We start from the raw sequence: 23771 nt of genomic DNA, 5'->3' as shown, positions 1-23771 counted from the left end.
GTTTGCTTTTAGGTTTTGTGTAAAAATCATCCCCAAAAAGGTATGATTTTTTTGTACCAAGGTTTTTCTTTTTTATCCGTATTATTATTTTCAGAAGGTTTTCCATTTTCATCCAAATGCGCCGTGCAATGCTCAGTTGGTTCAGTCCCTTTTGTAAAATAGGTTAAAACCGCAACTGGACAGTTTTTCGTTGCAATTTTCCCATTTTCAGGATTTATTTTGACTCCAATGAGCTGCTTACCTTTTGGTTTAAACTGTTTAAATGTTGATTTTTTTAAGCTGTTTTCCATGAAATCAGCCCAAATATTTTTTGCAAATACTCTTTCCGTAGGTCGATCCATTAATTGAGATTGGTCATATCCAGTCCAAACTCCTGCGACTAGTTGAGGTGTATAGCCAATCATCCAGCTGTCCGTTTTAGTCGTTCCAGATTTGCCCGCATATTGTCGAGACAGTTTAGGAATAAGTGTTGAACCAGTAACCGTAGAATACCCATTTAATTGTTGATTAAATACGCCAGTTAGCATACTTGTCATGACGAAGGTATTGTTATAATCTAGGATTTTTTCTTTGTATTTTGGTGCCTGATAAATAACTTCTCCTTTATGATTTTCTACTTTCTTGATAAAGACAGGCTCAACTGCTGTTCCTCCGTTAGCGAGTCTACTATAGGCATTTACCATCTCAATTACTTTTACACCAGAAGTACCCAGAGCGGAGGAGGGGATGGCTTCGATTTTACTTTGAATACCAAATTTAGTAGCTGTTTTTGCTAATTGTTTTTCACCTAAAAATAAATGTGTCTTAACAGCGTATACATTATCAGATAAGGCAATAGCTTGAGCTAAAGTAATCTTTTTATTTGCATAGACAGAATTGAAATTGTGAGGAGTATAAGCTGCTCGATCATTATCAAAAGAGAAAGTAGTTTCCTCACTTTTTAGCATGGTTGCTGGTGTAAATCCATTTTCTAAAGCAGAGTAATATAAGATTGGCTTAATCGTAGAACCAGGTTGGCGAACAGCTTGAGTAGCACGATTAAAAGAGCTCTCCTCATAATTTTTTCCACCAATTAGAGCTTTTACTTCACCGTTTTTGGGATTCATGGCAACTAGTGCCCCTTGTAAATCTGAGTCATCTGTTAATTGATTGCTGAAAGCATGTTCTGCTGCTTCCTGCGTCTTCATATCGAGGGAAGTGTAAACTCGCAATCCTCCAAGTGCGATCGTCTTTTCATCCAAATGTAATTGATCTTTTAATGCCTGTTTTACAGCGCTGAAATAGTAAGGAGCAATACTTTCTTTATGCTCATGTTGACCATTTAAAGTAATGGTCTCATTCATAATTTTTTTCAGTTGTTTTTCCTTAATATAGCCCGCATTTTTCATAGATGAGAGTACGACATTTTGACGTTGCTTAGCTTTTTCTAAAGAATGAAAAGGTGAGTAAAGCGAAGGTCCTTTCGGAATTCCAGCTAAAAGAGACGCTTCTGCTAAGGTTAGTTGATTAGCATTCTTACCAAAGTAATATTGACTAGCTGCTTGAACGCCGTATGTGCCATGACCAAAATAAATCGTATTTAAATAGCCTTCTAAAATTTCATCCTTGGAATAGTTCATTTCAATTCTTTTCGTATATAATGCTTCATTAAGCTTACGATTCCATGATTTTTCATGTGTTAAAAATAAGTTTCTAGCATATTGCTGAGAGATGGTGCTTGCACCTTGAACTTTAGCTCTTGCTTTTATATCTGCAAGTACAGCACCGGCAATTCGCTTATAATCGAATCCATTATGCTCATAAAAACTACGATCCTCAACTGCTAATACGGCGTGAATCATTTCAGGAGATATATCCTTAAGGTTAACCCAATATCTTTTTTGACCTGTATTTGTTTCTCCTATTACAGTGCCATTACTGCTGTAGAAAATGGAGGATTGTGGCACTGCTAATTGAGGTGCTCCTAGTATTTTGGCATATATAAGTACGCCAAAATAAAGGAAGAGTAAGAGGGATAAACTTAAAAATAACAGGATTATCGCTGCTCTTACTATTTTTGGGGTTTTACGAAATCTTTGCCCTGTTATCATTTCCAAAATTCTCACCTTCACTTAACGCTTTTCTTATTAGTATGAAAAAAAACTTCCTTTTTTAAACATTTTTAATGAAGATGAAAAAAATAGTCTCATAATGTTCTTTCTCATTTTGTTTGGTTTTTTACGGATACTTTGTTTTGTTGCCTATGAACAAGTAGTGAATATAGGTTGAGTCGTATGTCACTCCAGGATGCTCGCTTTCTGCGTGCGGAGAGACTCTTGCTAGAGTATCGCACTTTACACTCCATTCAAGCTTTTGATAACTAAATCTATTCACCGAACTTATTTAAAAATAACAATATTAAAGAAGACAGCCTTTTGTTTTGAAGTCATAAATGGATGGTTATGGAGGAGAACAGGAGGGAATGATGACATCTGATGAGGAGTATTTAGATACTTTTGATATGGAAAGTCATCTCATCTTGTGCTATTTCTGTATAGTTGAAACTTAAATCAAGAATCTTTATACTTATGAAAGTTAGAGGTTATTTATGGAGATAGAAGAGCTATAAGAGGAAGCTAAACTATTATTAGTATAAAAGCCTAGCAAATTTGCATGCTTGCAAGATTTCTTGGTGAAAGATTCGTTTTTAGACGTTATTCTACAATTACTGGTTCTTGTGCGTTCTTATCATTGTAGCTACGTTTAATAAATAGTATTATTAAATACATTAGCATGAAATATAGCCTTTTAGAGCATCGAGAAGGGTGTTAAAAGTATGTCAGTAACGAAGGAAGTAACCATTCAATTAAATACAATCATTTCAAATGGACAGGACACAGAGGTGTACGAACTTGTGACATTTGGAACTTTACAACATAAAAAAGATACAATTTATCTACGCTATGATGAAGTTCAGCAAGATATGCAAAATGTTCATACTATATTAAAATGGTCACCTGATGAAGTGTTTATTATGAGAAGTGGTCCGATTAAAATGAGGCAACGTTTTAAGAAAGATTTGATGACAACAGGTACTTATGAAAGTCCATATGGAACAATGCAAATGTTAACACTTACGAAAAAAATGGATCAAACATGGAATGAACTTGATAAAGAGGGCAAGATGGTTCTCGTATATGATTTGAACATGCATGGAAATGATGTTGGAAAATATGAAATGCAAATTACTTACAAGGAGGAAGCAAATAAATGAATATAGTTGAGCAAATGCAAGAAAAGCTTAAACAAGAAATCATTAATGCTGTTGTTAAAGCTGAACTTGCTACAAAAGAAGAAATTCCAAACGTAATATTAGAAACACCAAAAGATAAGACACATGGTGACTACTCTACAAATATGGCTATGCAACTTGCTAGAGTGGCAAAAAAAGCACCACGCATGATTGCTGAAGCTATCATCGCTAATTTTTCAAAAGAGAATACATCTATTGAAAAAATTGAAATTGCAGGTCCAGGTTTTATTAATTTCTATTTAAACAATCAATACATGACAGATTTAATCCCAACCATCTTAAATGCTGGTGATAAATATGGTGAAAGTACTGTAGGTAATGGAGAAAAAATTCAAGTAGAATTTGTATCAGCTAATCCTACAGGAAATTTACATTTAGGCCATGCTCGTGGAGCAGCAGTGGGTGATTCTTTATGTAACATTCTAGATAAAGCTGGCTATGATGTATCTAGAGAATATTATATTAATGATGCTGGAAACCAGATCAATAATTTAGCATATTCTGTTGAAGCGCGTTATTTCCAAGCTCTTGGAAAAGATGCTGCTATGCCAGAAGATGGATATCACGGTCAAGATATTATCGAAATTGGACAAAAACTAGCTGCTGATTTTGGAGATCGCTTCGTTCACGAAGATGAAAAAGCTCGTTTTGACTTTTTCCGTGAATATGGATTGAAATATGAAATGGGAAAACTTAAAGAAGATCTAGAGCAGTTCCGTGTGAAATTTGATGTTTGGTTCTCCGAGACATCTTTATACCAAGATGGTCAAATTGATTCAGCATTAGATGTGTTAAAAAAGAATGGTCATATTTTTGATCAAGATGGAGCAACTTGGTTCCGTTCAACAGAGCTTGGCGACGATAAAGATCGTGTATTAATTAAACAAGACGGATCTTACACATACCTATTACCGGATATCGCTTATCATCGAAATAAATTAGAACGTGGCTTTGAAAAGCTAATTAATATTTGGGGAGCAGACCATCACGGATATATTCCTCGTATGAAAGCAGCAATTGAAGCTCTTGGATACAATCAAGAACAACTTGAGGTAGAAATTATTCAATTAGTTCACCTATATAAAAATGGTGAAAAAATGAAAATGAGTAAACGTACAGGTAAAGCCGTAACAATGCGTGATCTAGTGGAAGAAGTAGGTCTAGATGCGACTCGTTATTTCTTTGCAATGAGAAGTGCGGATACTCATATGGATTTTGATTTAGATTTAGCTGTTTCACAATCTAATGAAAACCCTGTATATTATGCACAATATGCTCATGCTCGTATTTGCAGTATCCTTCGTCAAGGCAAGGAACTAGGAATAGAGCAAGATGGTAAATTTGATCTTTCTCAAATTTCATCTGAAAAAGAATTTGAAGTATTGAAGAAATTAGGGGATTTCCCTCAAGCAATAGCAGAAGCTGCTGAAAAACGTTTACCACATCGAATTACAAATTATATTTTTGATTTAGCGTCTACTTTCCATAGTTTCTATAATGCGGAAAAAGTATTAGATCAAGAACAAATGGAGCGCTCAAAAGCAAGATTAGCTCTTATTGAAGCCGTTGGGATTACACTGCGTAATGCATTAGCTTTAATAGGTGTTTCTGCCCCAGAAAAAATGTAATAGTTAATGAAATAAAGAGACTAACCTTAAAGAATGCATTCATTGAGGTTAGTCTCTTTTTTATTGAAGGTTCTATTTTGTTATACGTTGATATGAGACTTCTGCGGAAGAAGCGAGAAAAAATGAAACCTCACAGTAAGGAACGCGTAAAAAGAATTGAAGTCTATTGAAAAGACGGGATATTATACGGGTTTGGTTTCTTGTTTTGAGAAATCTGAAGGAGCTCAGATACAGTGACACAACGGTAATCATTATCGTATAAGAATTTCATAATTTGGTCGAAAGCCTTCACGGATTGTGAAACTGGGGAATCCTCATGGCCATTCCAATCATGAAGAAGAATAATATTCCCAGGCTGTATACCTTTTGTAATATGACGAGTAATTTGGCTTGCGGGAGGACTTTTCCAATCTCTGGGATCTTGATGCCAAGACCATAAGACGACAGTCTTTCCGTTCTTTACAGCTGTATCAATGATCGTATCATTATAAAGGCCTCCAACAGGGCGATAGAGAGTCGTTTTATAGCCACTTAACTGTTGAATTAATTGATCTGTTTGTGTTAATTCTTCCGTTAATTTAGCAGCCGTAATACGAGAACTATAAATATGGTTATATGTATGGTTCGCTATTTCATGACCTTCTCTGACTTGTCTTTTTAACACATCTGGGAACCGCTTTACTTTGTTTCCAGCTACAAAAAACGTAGCTTTTGCATCGTATTTAGCTAATATATCTAGTATTTGAGGAGTAAAAATAGGGTGTGGTCCATCATCAAACGTAATAGCCACTACTTTTTCAGTAGTACGTACATCCCAAATGACATGTCCTTTTTTCTCGTAAACCTCCCGGCTTCTTGTTTGAGCAAATGCGTTTTTTTGATAAGCAAGCATAGTAGCTAATATTAGAACTAGCAATATCCATTTTTTTTTCATTTATCATGCACTCCTTAACTATACATACAAGTAAGCTTATTGTATGGAGTTTATAGCAAAAATATTTAACGAATAATGCTATATTGGAAAAATGAAAAAGACTTTAAAAGGCTACTTATATTTGAATAGAAGCTCCACTCAAACGTTTTATTCCTCTTTGTTTAGATAAATCATCTACTAATTGTAGTAAAGCTTGATCTTTCTTCTTTGCTTCAATCATAACATCTACATCTATCTGATAGTTTTTTAATTCCTTTATAAAAGGTAAAATAAAATCTACGTCTACATAATCAGAATGTGCCCGGAAAGCATTAGTGGACTTTGGTGATGAAATATGAACTTTTGGGCATAAACTCGTATGCCTCCAAGTTGAAAAAATTCTTGGCAAAAGCACTGATAGCGATTCTTCACAAAGATTTGCCATATGATGATGGTAATCAAAAACAAATGGGACTTGTTCTTGCTCACAGACTGCTAAGGTTTCAGCCGTATTATAGGTTTTATCATCATTTTCAAGTGTCATTTGTGCTTTTATATGATGAGGTAACTGTTTTAAATTCGTATGGAACCTTTTTAAGGAAAGGTCTTTATCTCCATAGGCTCCTCCAACATGGATATTGATATATGATGTATCTTCAATGCCCATTGCTTCAAGCATTTTATAGTGGAATTCCATATCAATAACGGCATTTGCTGTGACTTCACCTCGAGGACTTGTGAATAATGTAAATTGATTAGGGTGGAAGCTTACCCTCATCTTTTCTTTTTTAACAAAATCTCCAATAGCCTGCCATTCCTCGCGAAAAGGGGATACAAAATCCCATCGTACTTCTGGATGGGTTGCAAGTGGAACAATGGAGCTAGACATTCTATACAATTCAATTTGATGTGCAGCATTATAATATAGCATTCTCAATGTCTGATTGATATTGGTACGTGTTATTTCTTTTAATTTATCCAACCGATCTGAATCACTTAACTGAGAATATCTTTTGAATGTTATTGTTTTTGATGGTGAAGCATCATATAAGGAAATAGCCGTTGAAACATAACCGAAACGAATAATCATTGTTTAATCCTCTTTTTTCTTTTACTGTGTTTCGAAAGCCGTTGGATGTTCAGTAGATTCCAAAGTTGTTTCCTTTTATTTTACAACAACTCAACAAAGAATTGCTGTGCTGAAGTAGGATATCGTGTTTATTTTTCTATTGTGTAATCTTTTATTGTAAGATAACACTCGATAAGAAGCATTTCAAAGTGACTATAGAAAACTAGATAAAAGATGAGCCATTTTCTCTTTCAGTTTTATCCAGGTCGAAACATTGGATAAGTCACGAAAGGAAAGGATTGTACTATTCTGTATATCTTGATCAATTGCTTTTTTAAAGTTCTGAATACAGTTTTTATCATAAATAAAACAGTTTACTTCATGATTTAAAAAAAGACTTCTCTTGTCAAAGTTAGCTGTTCCAATGTCCAGTATTTGCTCGTCTATTAAAATATATTTAGCATGAAAAAAACCTTTTTGATATTGATAAACGGTTGCACCTACTTCTAATAATTTTCGAAAATAAGTATAAGAAGCTTCTTTTACAAGAAGGTGATCGGATTCATAAGGAACGATTATAGATAAGGTAATACCAGCCTTTAGGACTTTCAATAATTCATTCATAATGCGGTTTGAAGGAATGAAATAAGGTGTTCCGATGATAATAGAAGTTGTAGCTTTTTGAATTAGTGAAATAAACTGTTCTTCTAAAAATGCACCTTCAGTAGGTATGATTTGATGCGAATGAACTCCTGTTCCATCACGTTGAATATATATTTGTTTAGTATTTAATGTTGCACCCGTAGCTTCTTGCCAATCTGTTAAATAAACCATTTCAAGATCTTGAACACCTTCTCCTTTAATTCTTAAATGATAATCTCTCCATGGACTTAATTTAGGATCAGCTCCTATATATTCCTTGCCAATATTAAAGCCACCTAAATATCCGATATGACCATCAATAATGGTTATTTTGCGATGATTTCTTTCTTGAGAAGAATAAAAGAAAAAAGGGAATTTAGGAGCATGACTGTATGCAAATTTTACTCCAGAATTTCTTAACTCTTTGATGGTTTTTCCCTTAAAACTCAAACTTCCCATCCAATCAAGTAGTAGACGTACCTCTACACCTTCAGTAGCTTTCTTCTTTAATAGCGAAATAAATCGTTTGCTTATTTTATCATTTTTAACAATGTAAAACTCTATATGTATATGGTGACAAGCATTTCTTATATCGTCGAACATTTTGTCAAAGAGTTCTTCACCAGCCGTGTATAGAGTTATTGTACTTTTTCTTTTAGGGAAGCTGATGGATTTGACAAGAGAGAGATGTTTCTTGCGACCAAGATGGAAGTCAATTGTGAACCATATACCGATTAAAAGGATACATAGAAAAAGAATGAATAAAGTTTTCACAAGATATACTCTCCTTAATAATTAGACGTACATCTATTGTTCTCAATTATGACGGATTAAAACCAAATATGTTTTTAGAAAAATGTTCATTATTGAAATTAGAAAATTTTTCTAGCGAGTAATGAATTGGTATATTATGATAAAAATTGTAAATCAAAACAAGAAATTTGTTGACTGAATGCTCATTCATTATGTAATATATAATCAAGTAATTTCAGATAATTATAAATAATCTACATTGAGAGGGTTTTCAATTCTCTTTATCCCATTCAAACTGACGCTAAGTCTCCTAAACGCAGTAGAAATAAAAGCGTTGACGTAGAAAATCATGATGTCAGTAAGAACCCGATTGGTTTAAATGAAGGGCTTCAACGGCTTGCCGATGAAACTAGACAACTAACCATAGTGGGGGATGATTGAAAACCTCTACTGATGGAAGCTTCACTTTATGGGGAGGAGAAAAAATGGGACCATTATTATGGATCAATCTAATAGCGTTTCTACTTGTTGTAGCTTATGCAATTAGCTTGTTTGTGTATTTGATTAAAACAAGAATTAAGTACATTAAGCTAGGGAAGAAAATGGAGTTCGACAACAAAGTTAAGGAAAGAATGAAACTTATTTGGACGAACGTGTTTGGTCAGAAAAAGCTTTTAAAAGATAAGAAAAGCGGTATCATGCATGTGATGTTCTTCTATGGATTTATATTAGTTCAATTTGGTGCTATTGACTTTATTATTAAAGGAATTAAGCCTGGTGCTCATTTACCATTAGGACCTTTGTATCCGGCTTTTACATTTTTTCAAGAAATTGTAACGTTTATCATTTTAGTAGCGGTGGTTTGGGCATTTTATCGACGATATATTGAAAAGCTTGTCCGCCTAAAAAGAGGATTTAAATCAGGACTCGTATTAATTTTTATTGGTGGATTAATGTTATCTGTATTATTTGGAAATGGAATGTCTATCATCTGGCACGGGCATGATCCAAATGTTGCAGAGCCAATAGCTTCAGGGGTTGCTATTCTTTTTTCTGCTATTGGAAAAACAGCTGCCGTTGTTGGATTTTATATTGCTTGGTGGATTCATGCGTTATTATTACTGGCGTTCTTAGTGTACGTTCCTCAATCAAAGCATGCTCACTTGATTGCTGGTCCAGCTAATGTATTTTTCCATCGTTTATCAAATCCAGGAAAATTAACAAAAATTGATTTTGAGGATGAAACACAGGAATCCTTTGGTGTAGGAAAGATTGAAGATTTCAAGCAAAACCAATTGATTGATTTATATGCATGTGTTGAATGCGGACGTTGTACAAACATGTGTCCTGCAACAGGAACAGGAAAAATGCTGTCTCCGATGGATTTAATTTTAAAACTTAGAGATCATTTAACGCATCAAGGTGCGGTTGTAACAAGAAGCCAACCATGGGTACCGGGGTTTATTTTTTCTCATACAAAAGGAAATCAATTAGCTCTTGCAGCAGCAGGTCAAGGAGCGCAAGAACAAGCGGCTGCTTCTATTTACAGCCCAAGCTTAATTGGTGATATTATCACAGAAGAAGAGATTTGGGGTTGTACCACATGTCGTAACTGTGAAGATCAATGTCCAGTTATGAATGAGCATGTTGATAAAATCATTGATCTTCGTCGTTATTTAGTATTAACAGAAGGAAAAATGAATCCTGATGCTCAACGTGCAATGCAAAATATTGAACGTCAAGGAAATCCTTGGGGATTAAATAGAAAAGATAGAGAAAAATGGCGTGAAATCAGAGAAGATGTAACAATCCCAACTGTAAAAGAAATGAAAAAAGCAGGAGAGGATTTTGAGTATTTATTCTGGGTAGGATCTATGGGTTCATACGATAATCGTAGTCAAAAAATCGCTCTATCATTTGCGAAGCTTATGAATGAAGCGGGTGTTAAGTTTGCTATTTTAGGTAACAAAGAAAAGAACTCAGGGGATACTGCAAGACGTCTTGGAAATGAATTCGTATTCCAAGAGCTAGCTACAAGTAATATTGATGAATTTGAGAAAAATGATGTGAAGAAGATCGTTACAATCGATCCTCACGCATATAATATCTTTAAGAATGAGTATCCTGATTTCGGTTTACAAGCAGAAGTGTACCATCATACAGAGGTACTAGCTCAACTTGTTAAGGAAGGTAAGCTGAAACCAGCGTACGAAGTAAATGAAACAATTACCTTCCATGATTCATGTTACTTAGGTCGTTACAATGAGGTATATGATCCACCGAGAGAAATTCTTAAAGCCATTCCAGGTGTGAAACTAGTAGAAATGGAAAGAAATCGTGAAACAGGCATGTGTTGCGGTGCTGGTGGTGGATTAATGTGGATGGAAGAAGAAACAGGACATCGTATTAATGTTGCTAGAACGGAGCAAGCATTAGTAGTCAGTCCATCTGTTATTAGTTCAGGTTGTCCGTATTGTTTAACAATGCTAACAGATGGAACGAAAGCAAAAGAAGTCGAAGAATCAGTAAACACATTGGATGTTGCTGAGATATTAGAAAGATCCGTTGTTGGTACTCAAACTTCAGTTGTGGCATAAACTATAATAATTAATTATTGGAAAAAATATGCATTTTGTATAAAATATGAATATAATAAATTTACAATTCTTCTATAAATTTGAATTGAATGTTCTTAAAGCCAATTTAATAGGGTTGCATGGAAATGCGACCCTTTTCTTTACAAAGAAGTTTTGAGCGAGCGTTCAGTCGAAGTTTTGCTAAATTTAAATATTATTAAAATTTTATAATTCAAGAAGGGGATGGAGAAGGGTGGAAAAGACGGTTATCGTTAGTGGTGCAAGAACACCATTTGGTAAATTTGGCGGGGGATTAAGTAGTTTTTCAGCTTCGGATCTTGGAGGAATTGTAATTCAAGAAGCATTAAAAAGAGCAAATGTAGATGGTTCTGCTGTAGGAGAAGTCATTATGGGAACTGTTTTACAAGGAGGACAAGGGCAAATCCCATCACGCCAAGCGTCTAGAAAAGCAGGATTACCTTGGAATGTAAAAACAGAAACCATTAATAAAGTATGTGCATCAGGTTTAAGAGCTGTTACTTTAGGAGACCTTTTAATTCGAGCTGGTGAAGAGGAAGTCATTGTAGCTGGTGGTATGGAATCTATGAGTAATGCTCCTTACATTCTTCCAAATGCAAGATGGGGAATGCGAATGGGTGAAGCACCTACAAAAGATTTAATGATTCATGATGGATTAAGCTGTAGTTTTACAGGTGTTCATATGGGTACATTTGGGAATAGTACCGCTGAAGAATTTAATATTAGCAGAGAAGAACAAGATCAATGGTCTTATAGAAGCCATCAACTAGCTACACAAGCGATTGAGTCTGGAAAGTTAGCGGAAGAAATTGTAGCTGTTGAAGTACCACAGAGAAAAGGTAGCCCTATTTTAATAGAAAATGATGAATCTCCTCGAGTCGACACAACAATAGAAAAGTTGAGCGCATTACGACCAGCCTTTGGTAAAGAAGGAACGATAACAGCTGGAAATGCTCCAGGAGTTAATGATGGTGCTGGTGCCCTCGTTTTAATGAGTGAAGAGCGTGCTTTAAATGAAGGAATTAAACCAATGGCTTATGTTATTGGTCATGCAGAGATTGCTATTGAAGCGAAAGATTTTCCTCAAACACCAGGATTGGTGATCAATGAAATCTTAACGAAAACAGGAAAATCAGTTGAAGATATCGATTTGTTTGAAATAAATGAAGCTTTCGCAGCTGTCGCATTAGCAAGTAATAAAATTGCTAACATTGATCCTGAAAAAGTAAATGTTAATGGAGGGGCTGTAGCGTTGGGTCATCCAATTGGAGCAAGTGGAGCAAGAATTATTATGACGTTAATGTATGAATTAAAACGACGTGGCGGTGGAATTGGTATCGCAGCCATTTGTAGCGGTGGTGGCCAAGGAGATGCCGTTATGATCGAGGTACCAAAAGAGTAGCAGTCATAAGGAGGAACAGAAATGCTTATTCAAAAAGTAATGGTAATAGGAGCCGGACAGATGGGGTCTGGAATTGCTCAAGTATTTGCTATGTCTGGTTACCAAGTATACCTACATGATTTAAAAGAAGAATTGGTGGCTAGAGGTATTTCCGGTATTGAAAAGAATTTATCCCGTCAGGTAGCAAAAGGAAAATTATTAGAAGAACAGAAAGAAGCTGCTTTAACGGCAATTACGCCTTCTATTGATTTACAAAATGCCTCTAACGTGGATCTTGTTATAGAAGCAGCGATTGAGAATATGGAGATAAAATCTAAGCTTTTTTCTGATTTAGATCGTATAGCAGAAAAACATACCATTCTAGCAACAAACACGTCTGCTTTACCTATCACTGAAATCGCAGCAGTGACAAGCAGGCCGGAACAAGTAATTGGGATGCACTTTATGAATCCTGTTCCTGTTATGAAACTAGTCGAGGTAATTAGAGGATTAGCAACGAGTGATGAGGTATACCAAACAATTGAAGATTTATCGAAATCATTAGGAAAAATACCTGTGGAAGTTAATGATTTTCCAGGGTTTGTATCTAACCGCATCTTAATGCCTATGATCAATGAGGCGATTTATACACTTTATGAAGGTGTCGCTTCTAAGGAAGCAATCGATGATGTTATGAAATTAGGAATGAACCACCCTATGGGTCCACTAACATTAGCCGATTTTATCGGTTTAGATACATGTTTGTATATTATGGAAACGCTTCATCAAGGATTTGGAGATGATAAATATCGTCCATGTCCATTATTGCGAAAATATGTAAAAGCAGGTTGGCTAGGAAAGAAATCAGGAAAAGGTTTCTTTACGTACGAGCAAAAGTAATGATCAGCTAGGAGGATTGCCATGGAGTTACGTTTTACTGAAGAACAACAAATGATGAGGAAAATGGTTCAAGATTTTGCTCAAAATGAAGTTCAAAAGTATGTGGAGCGTATGGAAAAAGGGGAGTTTTCAAAAGAGCTAATTTCCAAAATGGGTGAATTAGGATTAATGGGCATTCCAATTCCCGAACAGTATGGTGGAGCTGGTATGGATTTTGTTTCTTATATTATTGCTATACACGAAATCTCTAAAATTAGCCCAACTTTAGGAGTTATTTTATCTGTTCATACATCAGTTGGAACGAATCCGATTGTTTACTTTGGCACAGAAAAGCAAAAAGAAAAATATGTTTCTAAGCTCGCCTCAGGTCAATATTTAGGAGCATTTTGTTTAACTGAGCCACACGCTGGTTCAGATGCAGCAAGTTTAAAATCACGAGCGGTTTTACAAGGGGATCACTATATTATAAATGGCTCAAAAGTATTTATAACAAATGGAGGAGAAGCAGACGTTAATATCGTTTTTGCATCTACTGATTTAGAAAAAGGGGCAAAGGGAATCTCTGCTTTTATCGTCGATAAAGATACACCAGGATTTATTGTCGGAAAAGATGAACATAAAATGGGATTAAGCGGTTCACGTACGGTTCAAATTATGTTTGAAGATATGAAAGTTCCGAAAGAGAACTTATTGGGAGAAGAAGGAGATGGCTTTAAAATCGCTATGTCTAATCTGGATGCTGGCAGAATTGGGATAGCTGCACAGTCATTAGGAATCGCACAAGGAGCTTTTGAACATGCCGTCTCTTATAGTAAAGAAAGAAAACAGTTTGGAAAACCGATATCTTTGCAACAAGGTATTGGCTTTAAATTAGCAGACATGGCTACAAATATAGAGGCTGCAAAGCTACTAGTTTATCAAGCTGCTAGCATGAGAGCTGCACAAATTCCATGTGGAAAAGAAGCCTCAATTGCGAAGTTATTTGCTTCTAAAACAGCAGTTGATGTTGCGATTGAAGCTATACAAGTATTTGGCAGTTACGGATATACAAAAGAGTATCCTGTAGAAAGGTACTTTAGAGATGCAAAAGTAACGGAAATTTATGAAGGAACTAGTGAAATTCAGAAAATGGTAATTCAGAAATATTTATAGATAAAGCTATAATACTAACCGAATTAAGGTGGGGGAAAAAATGAACTTTAAATTAACTGAAGAGCATGAAATGATTCGTAAAATGGTTCGAGATTTTGCTGAAAACGAAGTAGCACCAACAGCAGCTGAGCGTGATGAAGAAGAAAGATTTGATAGGGATATATTCAAGAAGATGGCTGAGTTAGGTTTAACGGGTATTCCATGGCCAGAAGAGTATGGTGGAATTGGTAGTGATTATTTAGCGTATTGTATTGCGATTGAGGAGCTATCACGTGTATGTGCATCGACAGGAGTAACATTGTCAGCGCATACATCTCTTGCTGGATGGCCTGTATATAAGTTCGGTACAGAAGAACAAAAGCAAAAATATCTTCGTCCAATGGCGCAAGGTGAAAAAATTGGTGCATATGGTTTAACGGAACCAGGTTCTGGCTCTGATGCAGGTGGAATGAGAACAACAGCTAAATTAAATGGCGATCATTATGTATTAAATGGTTCGAAGATATTTATTACAAATGGTGGAATAGCTGATATTTATATCGTATTTGCTGTTACAGATCCAGAGTCTAAAAAAGGAACAAGTGCATTCATTGTTGAAAGTTCATTCCCTGGGTTTAGCGTAGGGAAAAAAGAAGAGAAAATGGGCATTCGTTCATCTCCTACAACAGAATTAATTTTTGAAGATTGTATTGTGCCAAAAGAAAATCTTCTAGGAAAAGAAGGAGAAGGTTTTAAAATTGCGATGATGACTTTAGATGGCGGTCGTAATGGTATCGCAGCACAAGCAGTTGGAATTGCTCAAGGAGCATTAGACGCTGCAGTAGATTATTCTAAGCAGCGTGTTCAATTTGGTAAACCAATTTCTGCACAACAAGGTATTGGCTTTAAACTAGCAGAGATGGCTACAGGTGTTGAAGCAGCTCGCTTATTAACATATCAAGCAGCTTGGTTAGAATCTGAAGGATTACCGTATGGTAAGGAGTCTGCTATGTCAAAACTTTTTGCTGGTGACACAGCTATGAAAGTTACTACAGAAGCCGTACAAGTTTTTGGTGGTTATGGTTATACAAAAGACTACCCAGTTGAGCGCTATATGAGGGATGCAAAAATAACTCAAATTTATGAGGGAACACAAGAAATTCAAAAACTAGTTATTTCAAGAATGATTACAAAGGATTAATGCTTGGAAATAAAGTGAAGTTTTAAAACGGAGAGTAAAAGAGTGCAACTACAAACCAAGTGGTATTTCTTTTGCTCTCCTTGTTTTAATATTTTGTAACTTTATAGGAGCGTGTTCTGTTTAAAGGCGGTGGCATTATGAAAAGAAGAGAAGTTCATGCATCAGTGAAAGATGAGCAGCTGATTAAAAAAAGACGAAACCAAATGATTAAAGGAGCTGTAACGCTTTTTAAAGAAAAAGGCTTTCATCGTACAACTACTAGAGAAATTGCCAAAGCCTCAGGGTTTAGTATAGGAACCCTTTATGAATATATTCGAACGAAAGAAGATGTACTTTATTTGGTGGTTGACAGTATATATGACGGTGTAAAAGAGCGTTTGGAAAATGATTTGGCTAATGCAGAAGGAACGATTGAAAGCTTAAAGAAAGGCATCGCTCATTATTTTAGAGTAATCGATGAAATGCAAGATGAAGTAGTTGTTATGTATCAGGAGGCAAAATCGCTCTCTAAAGATGCACTGCCGTATGTATTAAATAAAGAAATTGGTATGGTTGATTTATTCGAGCAATTACTAAAGAATTGCCGTGAAAACCAAGAAATTGACTTAAATGATGATCAAATAAAAATTATTGCTCATAATATTTTTGTTCAAGGACAAATGTGGGGATTTAGACGATGGGCATTTAAAAAACTATATACAATCGATGAATATATTGAACTTCAAATTAGCTTATTGAATATCGGTATTGATAAGGAAAAGAAATGAAACGAGCAAATAATGGAGGGATAAAATGAGTACAATAGAATTATATAGACCGAAAAAACATCTGCGTTTTATCACAGCATCTAGTTTATTCGATGGTCATGATGCTTCTATTAACATTATGCGCAGAATTCTCCAAAGTTCAGGCGCTGAAGTTATTCATCTTGGACATAATCGATCAGTTGAAGAGGTAGTAAATGCTGCCATTCAAGAGGATGTGCAGGGAATTGCTATTTCTTCTTACCAAGGTGGTCATGTTGAATATTTTAAGTATATGTATGATCTATTAAAGGAAAAAGGAGCCGAACATATCCGGATTTATGGTGGTGGTGGTGGAGTTATCATTCCACGCGAAATGAAAGAACTACATGATTATGGGATTGCGCGGATCTTTTCTCCTGATGATGGAAGAGAGCATGGTTTACAAGGGATGATTAACATTATGCTCGAGGAATGTAAAGAAGGAAACTCGAATGATTTGGAAGAAGAGACTTTGGATAAGCTTTTTAAGGGGGATTTTCAAGCGGTTGCGAAATGCATTACTGCTGTTGAAAACCACTTAGATTTGAAAGCGGATACAAACCTTGAAGATTACATGCAAAGAATTAGAGGAAAAACGAAAGAAATTCCGGTCCTAGGGATTACTGGAACAGGTGGAGCTGGAAAAAGTTCTTTGACAGATGAACTGATTCGTCGTTTTATGAATGAAATTCCCAATAAAAAAATCGCAGTTTTATCAATAGATCCTACTAAGCAAAAAACCGGGGGAGCTTTATTAGGAGATCGAATCAGAATGAATGCAATTTTTTCTGATCGGGTTTATATGCGCAGTTTGGCTACTAGGACTTCAAGAAGTGAATTATCGCTTGCATTGCATGATGCACTATCCGTTGTGAAGGCAGCAGATTTTGATGTTGTTATTGTTGAAACATCGGGTATTGGTCAAGGAGATGCAGGGATAACGGAAGTTTGTGACTTGTCTATGTATGTCATGACGAGTGAGTTTGGTGCACCAACACAACTAGAAAAAATTGATATGATTGATTATGCAGACTTAGTTGTTATCAATAAATTTGAAAGAAAAGGCTCAGAAGATGCGTTACGTCAAGTACAAAAACAGTATCAAAGAAGCAGAGAACTATTCGATCAAGATTATACGGAAATGCCGGTGTATGGAACCATTGCGAGTCAATTTAATGATGAAGGGACAAATTGTTTATTTGCTGCTTTGATTGAGTTGTTGAACCAAAAAACATCTTTACAATTGTCTACTTCTTTTTCAAAACATGGGGATATCCAAAAGCAAAATGTAATCATACCAAATGATCGTAGATATTACTTGCGAGAGATTTCAGAAACAGTAAGAAAATATAAAGTCAATGCCAATGAGCAAGCTGAATTAGCAAGTCGATTATATCAGTTAGATAGTGTAATAGAATTAACAAAACAAAACGATTCAAATGAAGAAGTTTTAAAATCCTTGCAATCCATAAGAGATCATCTATTAAAACAATTATCAAATGAATCGATGAAATTACTCCAATCATGGAATGAGGTAAGCGAACAATACAAGAAAAATGAATTAGTTACCTACGTTCGAAACAAACAAATTGTAACAAGTTTGAAAACTAAAAGCTTATCAGGATTGATGATTCCAAAGGTATCGCTTCCTAAATATAAGGATAAAGGTGACATCTTACATTGGATGTACAAAGAAAATGTACCAGGTGCATTTCCGTTTACTGCTGGAGTATTCCCATTTAAACGTGAAGGTGAAGATCCAAAAAGACAATTTGCTGGTGAAGGCTCACCTACAAGGACAAATAAACGATTCCATTATTTATCTAAAGATGATTCAGCCAAACGCTTAAGCACAGCATTTGACTCTGTAACTCTCTATGGAGAAGATCCTGATTACCGGCCTGATATTTACGGAAAGGTAGGAGAAAGTGGAGTTAATATTTGCACATTAGACGATATGCAAAAGTTATATGCAGGTTTTGATTTATGTGCGCCTACTACATCTGTTTCTATGACGATAAATGGTCCTGCAGCTATTATTTTAGCGATGTATTTGAACACTGCTATCATTCAGCAATTAGAGAAAAAATCTACTGAACTAGGAAGAGAATTAACGGCTGAAGAAAGAGAAACTGTTACAAATTATACGCTACAAACAGTTCGCGGAACCGTGCAAGCAGATATTTTAAAAGAAGATCAAGGTCAAAATACATGTATATTCTCAACAGAGTTTTCTTTAAGATTAATGGGAGATATTCAAGAGTATTTTATAAAAAATAAAGTGAAAAATTATTATTCTGTTTCAATCTCTGGTTATCATATAGCAGAAGCTGGAGCCAATCCTATTTCGCAATTAGCCTTTACTTTAGCAAATGGTTTCACATATGTAGAATACTATTTAAGCAGAGGAATGAGCATTGATGATTTTGCACCAAATCTATCGTTTTTCTTTTCGAATGGATTAGATCCTGAATATACAGTTATAGGAAGAGTAGCTCGTCGTATTTGGGCAACTGTTATGAGAAATAGATATGGAGCTAGTGAAAGAAGTCAAAAACTGAAATACCATATTCAAACATCTGGAAGATCATTACATGCTCAAGAAATCGACTTCAATGATATCCGTACCACACTTCAAGCATTAATGGCACTACAAGACAATTGCAATTCACTTCACACAAATGCTTACGATGAAGCCATCACAACCCCTACAGAAGAATCCGTCAGAAGAGCAATGGCCATCCAAATGATCATAACAAAAGAACATGGTTTATCAAAAAATGAAAATCCGTTGCAGGGATCGTTTATTATTGAGGAATTAACAGATTTAGTTGAAGAAGCTGTCTTACAAGAATTTGAGCGCCTTGATGATCGAGGTGGGGTATTGGGAGCTATGGAGACACAATATCAACGTGGCAAAATTCAGGATGAATCGATGTACTATGAAATGAAAAAACATACAGGAGAGCTTCCGATTATTGGTGTAAATACGTATCTCAACCCAAATCCTCCATCAGAAGAAGACTTAAATAATATCGAACTAGCTAGAGCAACTAAAGAAGAAAAAGAAAAACAAATTTATAACTTGCGTGAATTCCAAAGAAGAAATGAAGATCAGACTAAGGAAGCATTACTACAACTGAAAAAAGCGGCAGTTAGTGGAGAAAATATTTTTGAAGTGTTAATGAATTGCGTGAAAGTAGCTAGCCTTGGTCAAATAACAAGAGCTCTATATGAAGTTGGCGGACAATATCGAAGAAATATGTAAAAAATAATCAGCCCTTTAAGAAAATATTAGTGAGAGGGTGTTCCAATAGGTATAATTTAGTCGGATATCCTCCCTTTCTATCGTTTATTTTATAATATATGTGCATGAATATTGTAAACCATCTTAATAAAGCACGTAAGATTAGCTTTTTTAGGAAGTGGAGATACACCAAAAAACATCTCGTATTTTCAAAAAAAGTTAGATTAAGTGTCGGGGCCTCTCAAAGTGATTTTTCATCACTTTTGAGATTGCCCCTTTGTTTTTTGTAAAGAATTATTGAAGATGTCATAAATTTTTAGAAAAACTCTTTATAAATAGTAATGAAAAGGGTTAAAATGGTATTCACAGTTAAAGAAAATGTACGATATTCCTAATGGAGTTGGAACAATGAGCTTAAGAGTGGTTATAGTTGTTATTGTTATATTTTTATCAGTTTTTTCTTTCCAATATTTATATCAAAGACAATTAGGCGCTATTAGTTTTTTTCTGATATCCTTTTCATCCTTTTATTTAGCATATCGTGAAAAGAAAAAACAAAATATAGAGTAAGTTTGAACTAGCATAAACCTAAATGAATTGTTTATAATGATGTATATGTCAATTAGTAATAGTTAGTAATGATAAGCATATTTTTATGCTTTTTGATAGAGAAAGGAAGTGCAAGTATTGAGTTTAAATCAATATTCAGCAGAAGTTATCCAAGAAATGTCAATGATAGAATTAGCTTATGAAATTTTATCTGAAAAAAAACAGGCTTTATCTTTTCAAGAAATAATAAATGAAATTGCTACTGTAAAAGGAGTTAAGAAAGAAGATTTACTTCAACAGCTTTCGCAATTTTACACAGATTTAAATGTTGATGGTCGCTTTAGCGTAGCTGGAGAAAATACTTGGGGAATTAAGGATTGGTATCCAATTGACCAAGTAGAAGATGAAATGATGAAATCTGTTAAGCCGAAGAGAAAGAAAGCGAAAAAAGTTGTCGAAGATGAATTTGATGACTATGATGAAGAGTTAGAAGACGATTTAGAAGATTTTGATGATGATCTAGACGAAGCTGACGCAGAAGATGATTTAGATGATGATCTTTTAGATTCAGATGATGACCTAGAAGATGATGAAATTATCGAAGATGATTTTGATATCGATGATGACCTAGAAGATGATGAAGATGAGGATGAGTTGTAAACTACTTGACTTTTTATCTTTAAATTTGTAGAATTCTTTTTGGGCTCCTTTAAAAAGGACACGATTATAAAATTATATCGCTCCCTTACTTTTGTAAGTGGAGCGTTTTTGTTTTTTCATATTTTTGCATAGTATTTTTATGTGAAATGGGAAAAATAAAGGCATAGAAGTTTGAAGCGTTTCTTTCGGAAATCTTAAGGTTGGAAAGATCGTTTCGCTAATCTAATGATATCCGCTTTGGCGATGTAATAAAGGTCTATCGTAATTTATAAAATTGGGCTGCATAGCAAGCAGCTCAATTTAACGTTTATCACGTTCGTCCTAGCATAAAACCAACTATTCGATACGATATCATGGTAAAAGCTAGTATGAATTTGATTCGTTTAACTTTAATCGGTGGGGGCTATATCCCTCCACCGATTAAAGTTTTACTAAATACGATTATGCGGTTTATAAGCTCCTCATGTTTAGTAATGTATTAGCGGCTAATACATTTTAATGATTAATGGCGCAAAGCCATCCATTTTTATAATGAAAAGTAAAAAGTTTACTTAATACAATATTTAAGGGGGAAACGAAAATTGACTAAGTATATTTTTGTAACAGGAGGAGTAGTATCCTCTCTAGGTAAAGGTATTACAGCTGCATCATTAGGAAGATTATTAAAAAACCGAGGTTTAAGTGTTACAATTCAAAAGTTTGACCCTTATATTAATGTGGATCCAGGAACTATGAGTCCATATCAGCACGGTGAAGTATTCGTTACAGATGACGGTGCGGAAACAGATCTAGATTTAGGTCACTATGAGCGTTTTATTGATATTAATTTAAGTCAATACAGCAATGTAACTTCTGGTAGAGTTTACTCAACAGTTCTTCGTAAGGAGCGTCGAGGAGATTATTTAGGAGGAACAGTTCAAGTAATACCTCATATTACAAATGAGATTAAAGATCGCGTATTACGTGCCGGAAAAGAGACTAACGCTGATGTGGTTATTACAGAAATCGGAGGAACAGTTGGAGATATTGAATCTTTACCGTTCTTAGAAGCCATTCGCCAAATTAAGAGTGATATCGGTCAAGATAACGTATTATATTTACATTGTACTTTGGTTCCATATATTAAAGCGGCTGGTGAAATGAAAACTAAGCCAACTCAACATAGTGTTAAAGAGTTAAGAAGTCTTGGTATTCAACCAAATGTAATTGTTGTTCGTACAGAACAACCAATTTCTCAAGATATGAAAGATAAGATTGCACTTTTCTGTGATATCGATGCAAAAGCAGTAATCGAGTGTCAAGATGCAGATACTTTATATTCTGTACCTTTAGCTCTTCAAGAGCAGCATCTAGATCAAATTGTATGTGATCATTTGAAACTGATTGCTCCTGAAGCAGATATGACTGAATGGAAAGCACTTGTAGATAAAGTATTAAATCTTTCAAAAACAACTAAAATTGCTTTAGTTGGTAAATATGTTGAACTTCAAGATGCGTATTTATCAGTCGCAGAAGCATTAAAGCATGCGGGTTATGCATTCGATGCAGATATCGAAATTGATTGGATTAATGCAGAAGATGTTACGCAAGAAAATGTTGCGGAATTACTTAAAGATGCTGATGGAATATTGGTTCCAGGCGGTTTTGGTGATCGAGGTGTTGAAGGGAAAATCGTTGCAATTCAATATGCTCGTGAAAACAAAAAACCGTTCCTTGGTATTTGCCTAGGTATGCAATTAGCAACTGTTGAATTTGCACGTAATGTATTAGGTTTAGATGGAGCTCATTCAGCTGAACTAGATCCTAACACACCATATCCAATTATTGATTTACTTCCAGAACAAAAAGATGTAGAAGATCTTGGAGGAACATTACGTTTAGGCCTATATCCATGTAAGTTGGTTGAAGGTACGAAAGCTATGCAAGCTTATAATGATGAAATTGTTTACGAACGTCATCGTCATCGTTATGAGTTTAATAATCATTACCGTCAAAGCATGGAAGCACATGGTTTCATGTTCTCTGGTACAAGCTTAGATGGTCGTTTAGTGGAAATTATCGAGCTTAAAGACCATCCTTGGTTTGTAGCATCTCAATTCCACCCAGAATTTATTTCAAGACCAACAAGACCACAACCATTATTCCGTGATTTTGTGGAAGCATCATTAAAAAATAAAAAATAGTGTTCAATAAGAAAAGATTGAATGGCTGTTATCTCAAGAAGTTGTATATCTCTTTACAATTTCATTCATTGAGTGTCGATTTAGAATAATATACGTAAAGAGGGTGTGAACCAAAAGATTTGCTTTTGGCTCACACCCTCTTTGTGTATTAGACATTTTTAAGACCTTTTTTCAGTAAAAATGAATCAGTCCTTACTGTAACTCATCAAGTAATTCCTGTAGTGTTAAAGAAATACCATGAAAGGCATATAATGCGATGAGAAGAGTAGGAAATCCAGCTCTCTCTCCTGTTTCAGTTGGAACTAATCCTCGTTTAAGAGGTAAATGGATATGAACATCAGCTAATTGATGAAGCCCAGGTAACTGCTCATCTTGAATAGTAGATAGTGCAACAAATGAAACATTGCTTTTTTGAAGCTCTCCTGCTAACTCTATAGCTCTCACATCATGGCTAAAACGACTGATAATGAGAGCGCGATCGACATCAGTAATAGGTGCTATTTCACCATTATTCAGTAAAGGTTTACAGTTTGGTATTTGCTCAATTCCTTCTGAAGCTTGTGAATAAATGCCTTTCATTTCATCGAATCCATGAATATAGATGGATCCATCACCAATAATTGCTTGGGCAAGAAGTCTGGCAGCATCTTCTATAGAAAATTCATCTTCTGAAATGGTTTTAAAAATACCGCTTAATTGGGTAGAGAATATTTTAAGCATAAAGAAGCTCCTTTGAATAATTTCTATGAGCATTATAATAGATTGTTGTCGAAGAAGCGAATAATTGAGGAAATATGAAATGAACTTTTTTAATTTTGAAGG

Annotated in this window: 16 protein-coding genes; 11 read left to right on the top strand and 5 right to left on the bottom strand. The window is 35.0% G+C overall.

Annotation, left to right across the window (positions count from 1 at the left end; all coding sequences use genetic code 11):
- Positions 1-26: 26 nt before the first annotated feature.
- A complete protein-coding gene (locus BN349_RS15520) occupies positions 27-2096 on the bottom strand; it encodes a transglycosylase domain-containing protein (protein WP_019243250.1) in 2070 nt (689 codons plus the stop codon).
- Between the two features lie 719 nt (positions 2097-2815).
- Here BN349_RS15520 and BN349_RS15515 point away from each other — a divergent pair.
- Both BN349_RS15515 and argS read left to right on the top strand, forming a co-directional pair.
- Positions 2816-3253, top strand: coding sequence for a DUF1934 domain-containing protein (locus BN349_RS15515; protein WP_019243249.1), 438 nt, complete (start codon positions 2816-2818; stop codon positions 3251-3253).
- Positions 3250-4920: an arginine--tRNA ligase gene (gene argS, locus BN349_RS15510; RefSeq protein WP_019243248.1), complete on the top strand. Its 1671-nt coding sequence runs from the start codon at positions 3250-3252 to the stop codon at positions 4918-4920. Before BN349_RS15515 ends, argS begins: the two co-directional genes overlap by 4 nt.
- A 163-nt stretch (positions 4921-5083) precedes the next feature.
- Here the strand turns inward: argS and BN349_RS15505 are convergent, their stop codons facing one another.
- The 3 genes from BN349_RS15505 to cls all read right to left on the bottom strand — a co-directional run bounded on the left by BN349_RS15505 (position 5084) and on the right by cls (position 8318).
- Positions 5084-5854, bottom strand: a complete 771-nt coding sequence (locus BN349_RS15505; RefSeq protein WP_019243247.1) for a polysaccharide deacetylase family protein — start codon at positions 5852-5854, stop codon at positions 5084-5086.
- 115 nt (positions 5855-5969) lie between these two features.
- Complete coding sequence (gene uvsE / locus BN349_RS15500; RefSeq protein WP_019243246.1) at positions 5970-6923, bottom strand: UV DNA damage repair endonuclease UvsE; 954 nt, start codon at positions 6921-6923, stop codon at positions 5970-5972.
- Between the two features lie 192 nt (positions 6924-7115).
- Positions 7116-8318 carry a cardiolipin synthase gene (cls, locus tag BN349_RS15495; RefSeq protein WP_019243245.1) on the bottom strand — a complete coding sequence of 401 codons (1203 nt, stop codon included), beginning with the start codon at positions 8316-8318 and terminating at the stop codon, positions 7116-7118.
- 464 nt (positions 8319-8782) lie between these two features.
- On the opposite strand from cls, the gene BN349_RS15490 reads away from it, so the two are divergent.
- The 9 genes from BN349_RS15490 to BN349_RS15445 all read left to right on the top strand — a co-directional run bounded on the left by BN349_RS15490 (position 8783) and on the right by BN349_RS15445 (position 22949).
- Positions 8783-10894, top strand: a complete 2112-nt coding sequence (locus BN349_RS15490) for a (Fe-S)-binding protein (protein ID WP_019243244.1) — start codon at positions 8783-8785, stop codon at positions 10892-10894.
- Positions 10895-11126: 232 nt separating this feature from the next.
- On the top strand, positions 11127-12314 hold the full coding sequence (locus tag BN349_RS15485; protein WP_019243243.1) for an acetyl-CoA C-acetyltransferase: 1188 nt from the start codon (positions 11127-11129) through the stop codon (positions 12312-12314).
- Between the two features lie 21 nt (positions 12315-12335).
- Positions 12336-13193 (top strand): 3-hydroxybutyryl-CoA dehydrogenase, encoded by an 858-nt coding sequence (locus BN349_RS15480; RefSeq protein ID WP_019243242.1) that lies wholly within the window; start codon positions 12336-12338, stop codon positions 13191-13193.
- Positions 13194-13214: 21 nt separating this feature from the next.
- Positions 13215-14345, top strand: a complete 1131-nt coding sequence (locus BN349_RS15475; protein WP_019243241.1) for an acyl-CoA dehydrogenase — start codon at positions 13215-13217, stop codon at positions 14343-14345.
- A 40-nt stretch (positions 14346-14385) separates the two neighbouring features.
- Entirely contained in the window at positions 14386-15525 is a 1140-nt protein-coding gene (locus tag BN349_RS15470) for an acyl-CoA dehydrogenase (RefSeq protein WP_019243240.1), read from the top strand.
- Between the two features lie 137 nt (positions 15526-15662).
- Positions 15663-16292: a TetR/AcrR family transcriptional regulator gene (locus tag BN349_RS15465; protein ID WP_019243239.1), complete on the top strand. Its 630-nt coding sequence runs from the start codon at positions 15663-15665 to the stop codon at positions 16290-16292.
- Positions 16293-16317: 25 nt separating this feature from the next.
- The gene (icmF, locus tag BN349_RS15460) at positions 16318-19578 is read left to right on the top strand and encodes a fused isobutyryl-CoA mutase/GTPase IcmF (protein WP_019243238.1); all 3261 of its coding nucleotides are present in this window, start codon (positions 16318-16320) and stop codon (positions 19576-19578) included.
- Positions 19579-20235: 657 nt separating this feature from the next.
- Positions 20236-20766: a DNA-directed RNA polymerase subunit delta gene (gene rpoE / locus BN349_RS15450; protein ID WP_425457688.1), complete on the top strand. Its 531-nt coding sequence runs from the start codon at positions 20236-20238 to the stop codon at positions 20764-20766.
- 581 nt (positions 20767-21347) lie between these two features.
- Positions 21348-22949, top strand: a complete 1602-nt coding sequence (locus BN349_RS15445) for a CTP synthase (protein ID WP_019243235.1) — start codon at positions 21348-21350, stop codon at positions 22947-22949.
- Between the two features lie 192 nt (positions 22950-23141).
- Here the strand turns inward: BN349_RS15445 and BN349_RS15440 are convergent, their stop codons facing one another.
- Entirely contained in the window at positions 23142-23669 is a 528-nt protein-coding gene (locus BN349_RS15440) for a DUF2529 family protein (protein WP_019243234.1), read from the bottom strand.
- Positions 23670-23771 lie beyond the last annotated feature (102 nt).

It is taken from the genome of Bacillus sp. AP8, assembly GCF_000321185.1.
Classification (GTDB): domain Bacteria; phylum Bacillota; class Bacilli; order Bacillales; family DSM-1321; genus Bacillus_AD; species Bacillus_AD massilioanorexius.
This window is presented reverse-complemented; position numbering and strand designations above follow the sequence as displayed.

Bases quoted from the DNA above. Each gene is read 5' to 3' on its own strand.
- BN349_RS15515 (WP_019243249.1), top strand. From the start codon at position 2,816: ATGTCAGTAACGAAGGAAGTAACCATTCAATTAAATACAATCATTTCA.
- argS (WP_019243248.1), top strand. From the start codon at position 3,250: ATGAATATAGTTGAGCAAATGCAAGAAAAGCTTAAACAAGAAATCATT.
- BN349_RS15505 (WP_019243247.1), bottom strand. From the start codon at position 5,854: ATGAAAAAAAAATGGATATTGCTAGTTCTAATATTAGCTACTATGCTT.
- uvsE (WP_019243246.1), bottom strand. From the start codon at position 6,923: ATGATTATTCGTTTCGGTTATGTTTCAACGGCTATTTCCTTATATGAT.
- BN349_RS15490 (WP_019243244.1), top strand. From the start codon at position 8,783: ATGGGACCATTATTATGGATCAATCTAATAGCGTTTCTACTTGTTGTA.
- BN349_RS15480 (WP_019243242.1), top strand. From the start codon at position 12,336: ATGCTTATTCAAAAAGTAATGGTAATAGGAGCCGGACAGATGGGGTCT.
- BN349_RS15475 (WP_019243241.1), top strand. From the start codon at position 13,215: ATGGAGTTACGTTTTACTGAAGAACAACAAATGATGAGGAAAATGGTT.
- BN349_RS15470 (WP_019243240.1), top strand. From the start codon at position 14,386: ATGAACTTTAAATTAACTGAAGAGCATGAAATGATTCGTAAAATGGTT.
- BN349_RS15465 (WP_019243239.1), top strand. From the start codon at position 15,663: ATGAAAAGAAGAGAAGTTCATGCATCAGTGAAAGATGAGCAGCTGATT.
- icmF (WP_019243238.1), top strand. From the start codon at position 16,318: ATGAGTACAATAGAATTATATAGACCGAAAAAACATCTGCGTTTTATC.
- BN349_RS15440 (WP_019243234.1), bottom strand. From the start codon at position 23,669: ATGCTTAAAATATTCTCTACCCAATTAAGCGGTATTTTTAAAACCATT.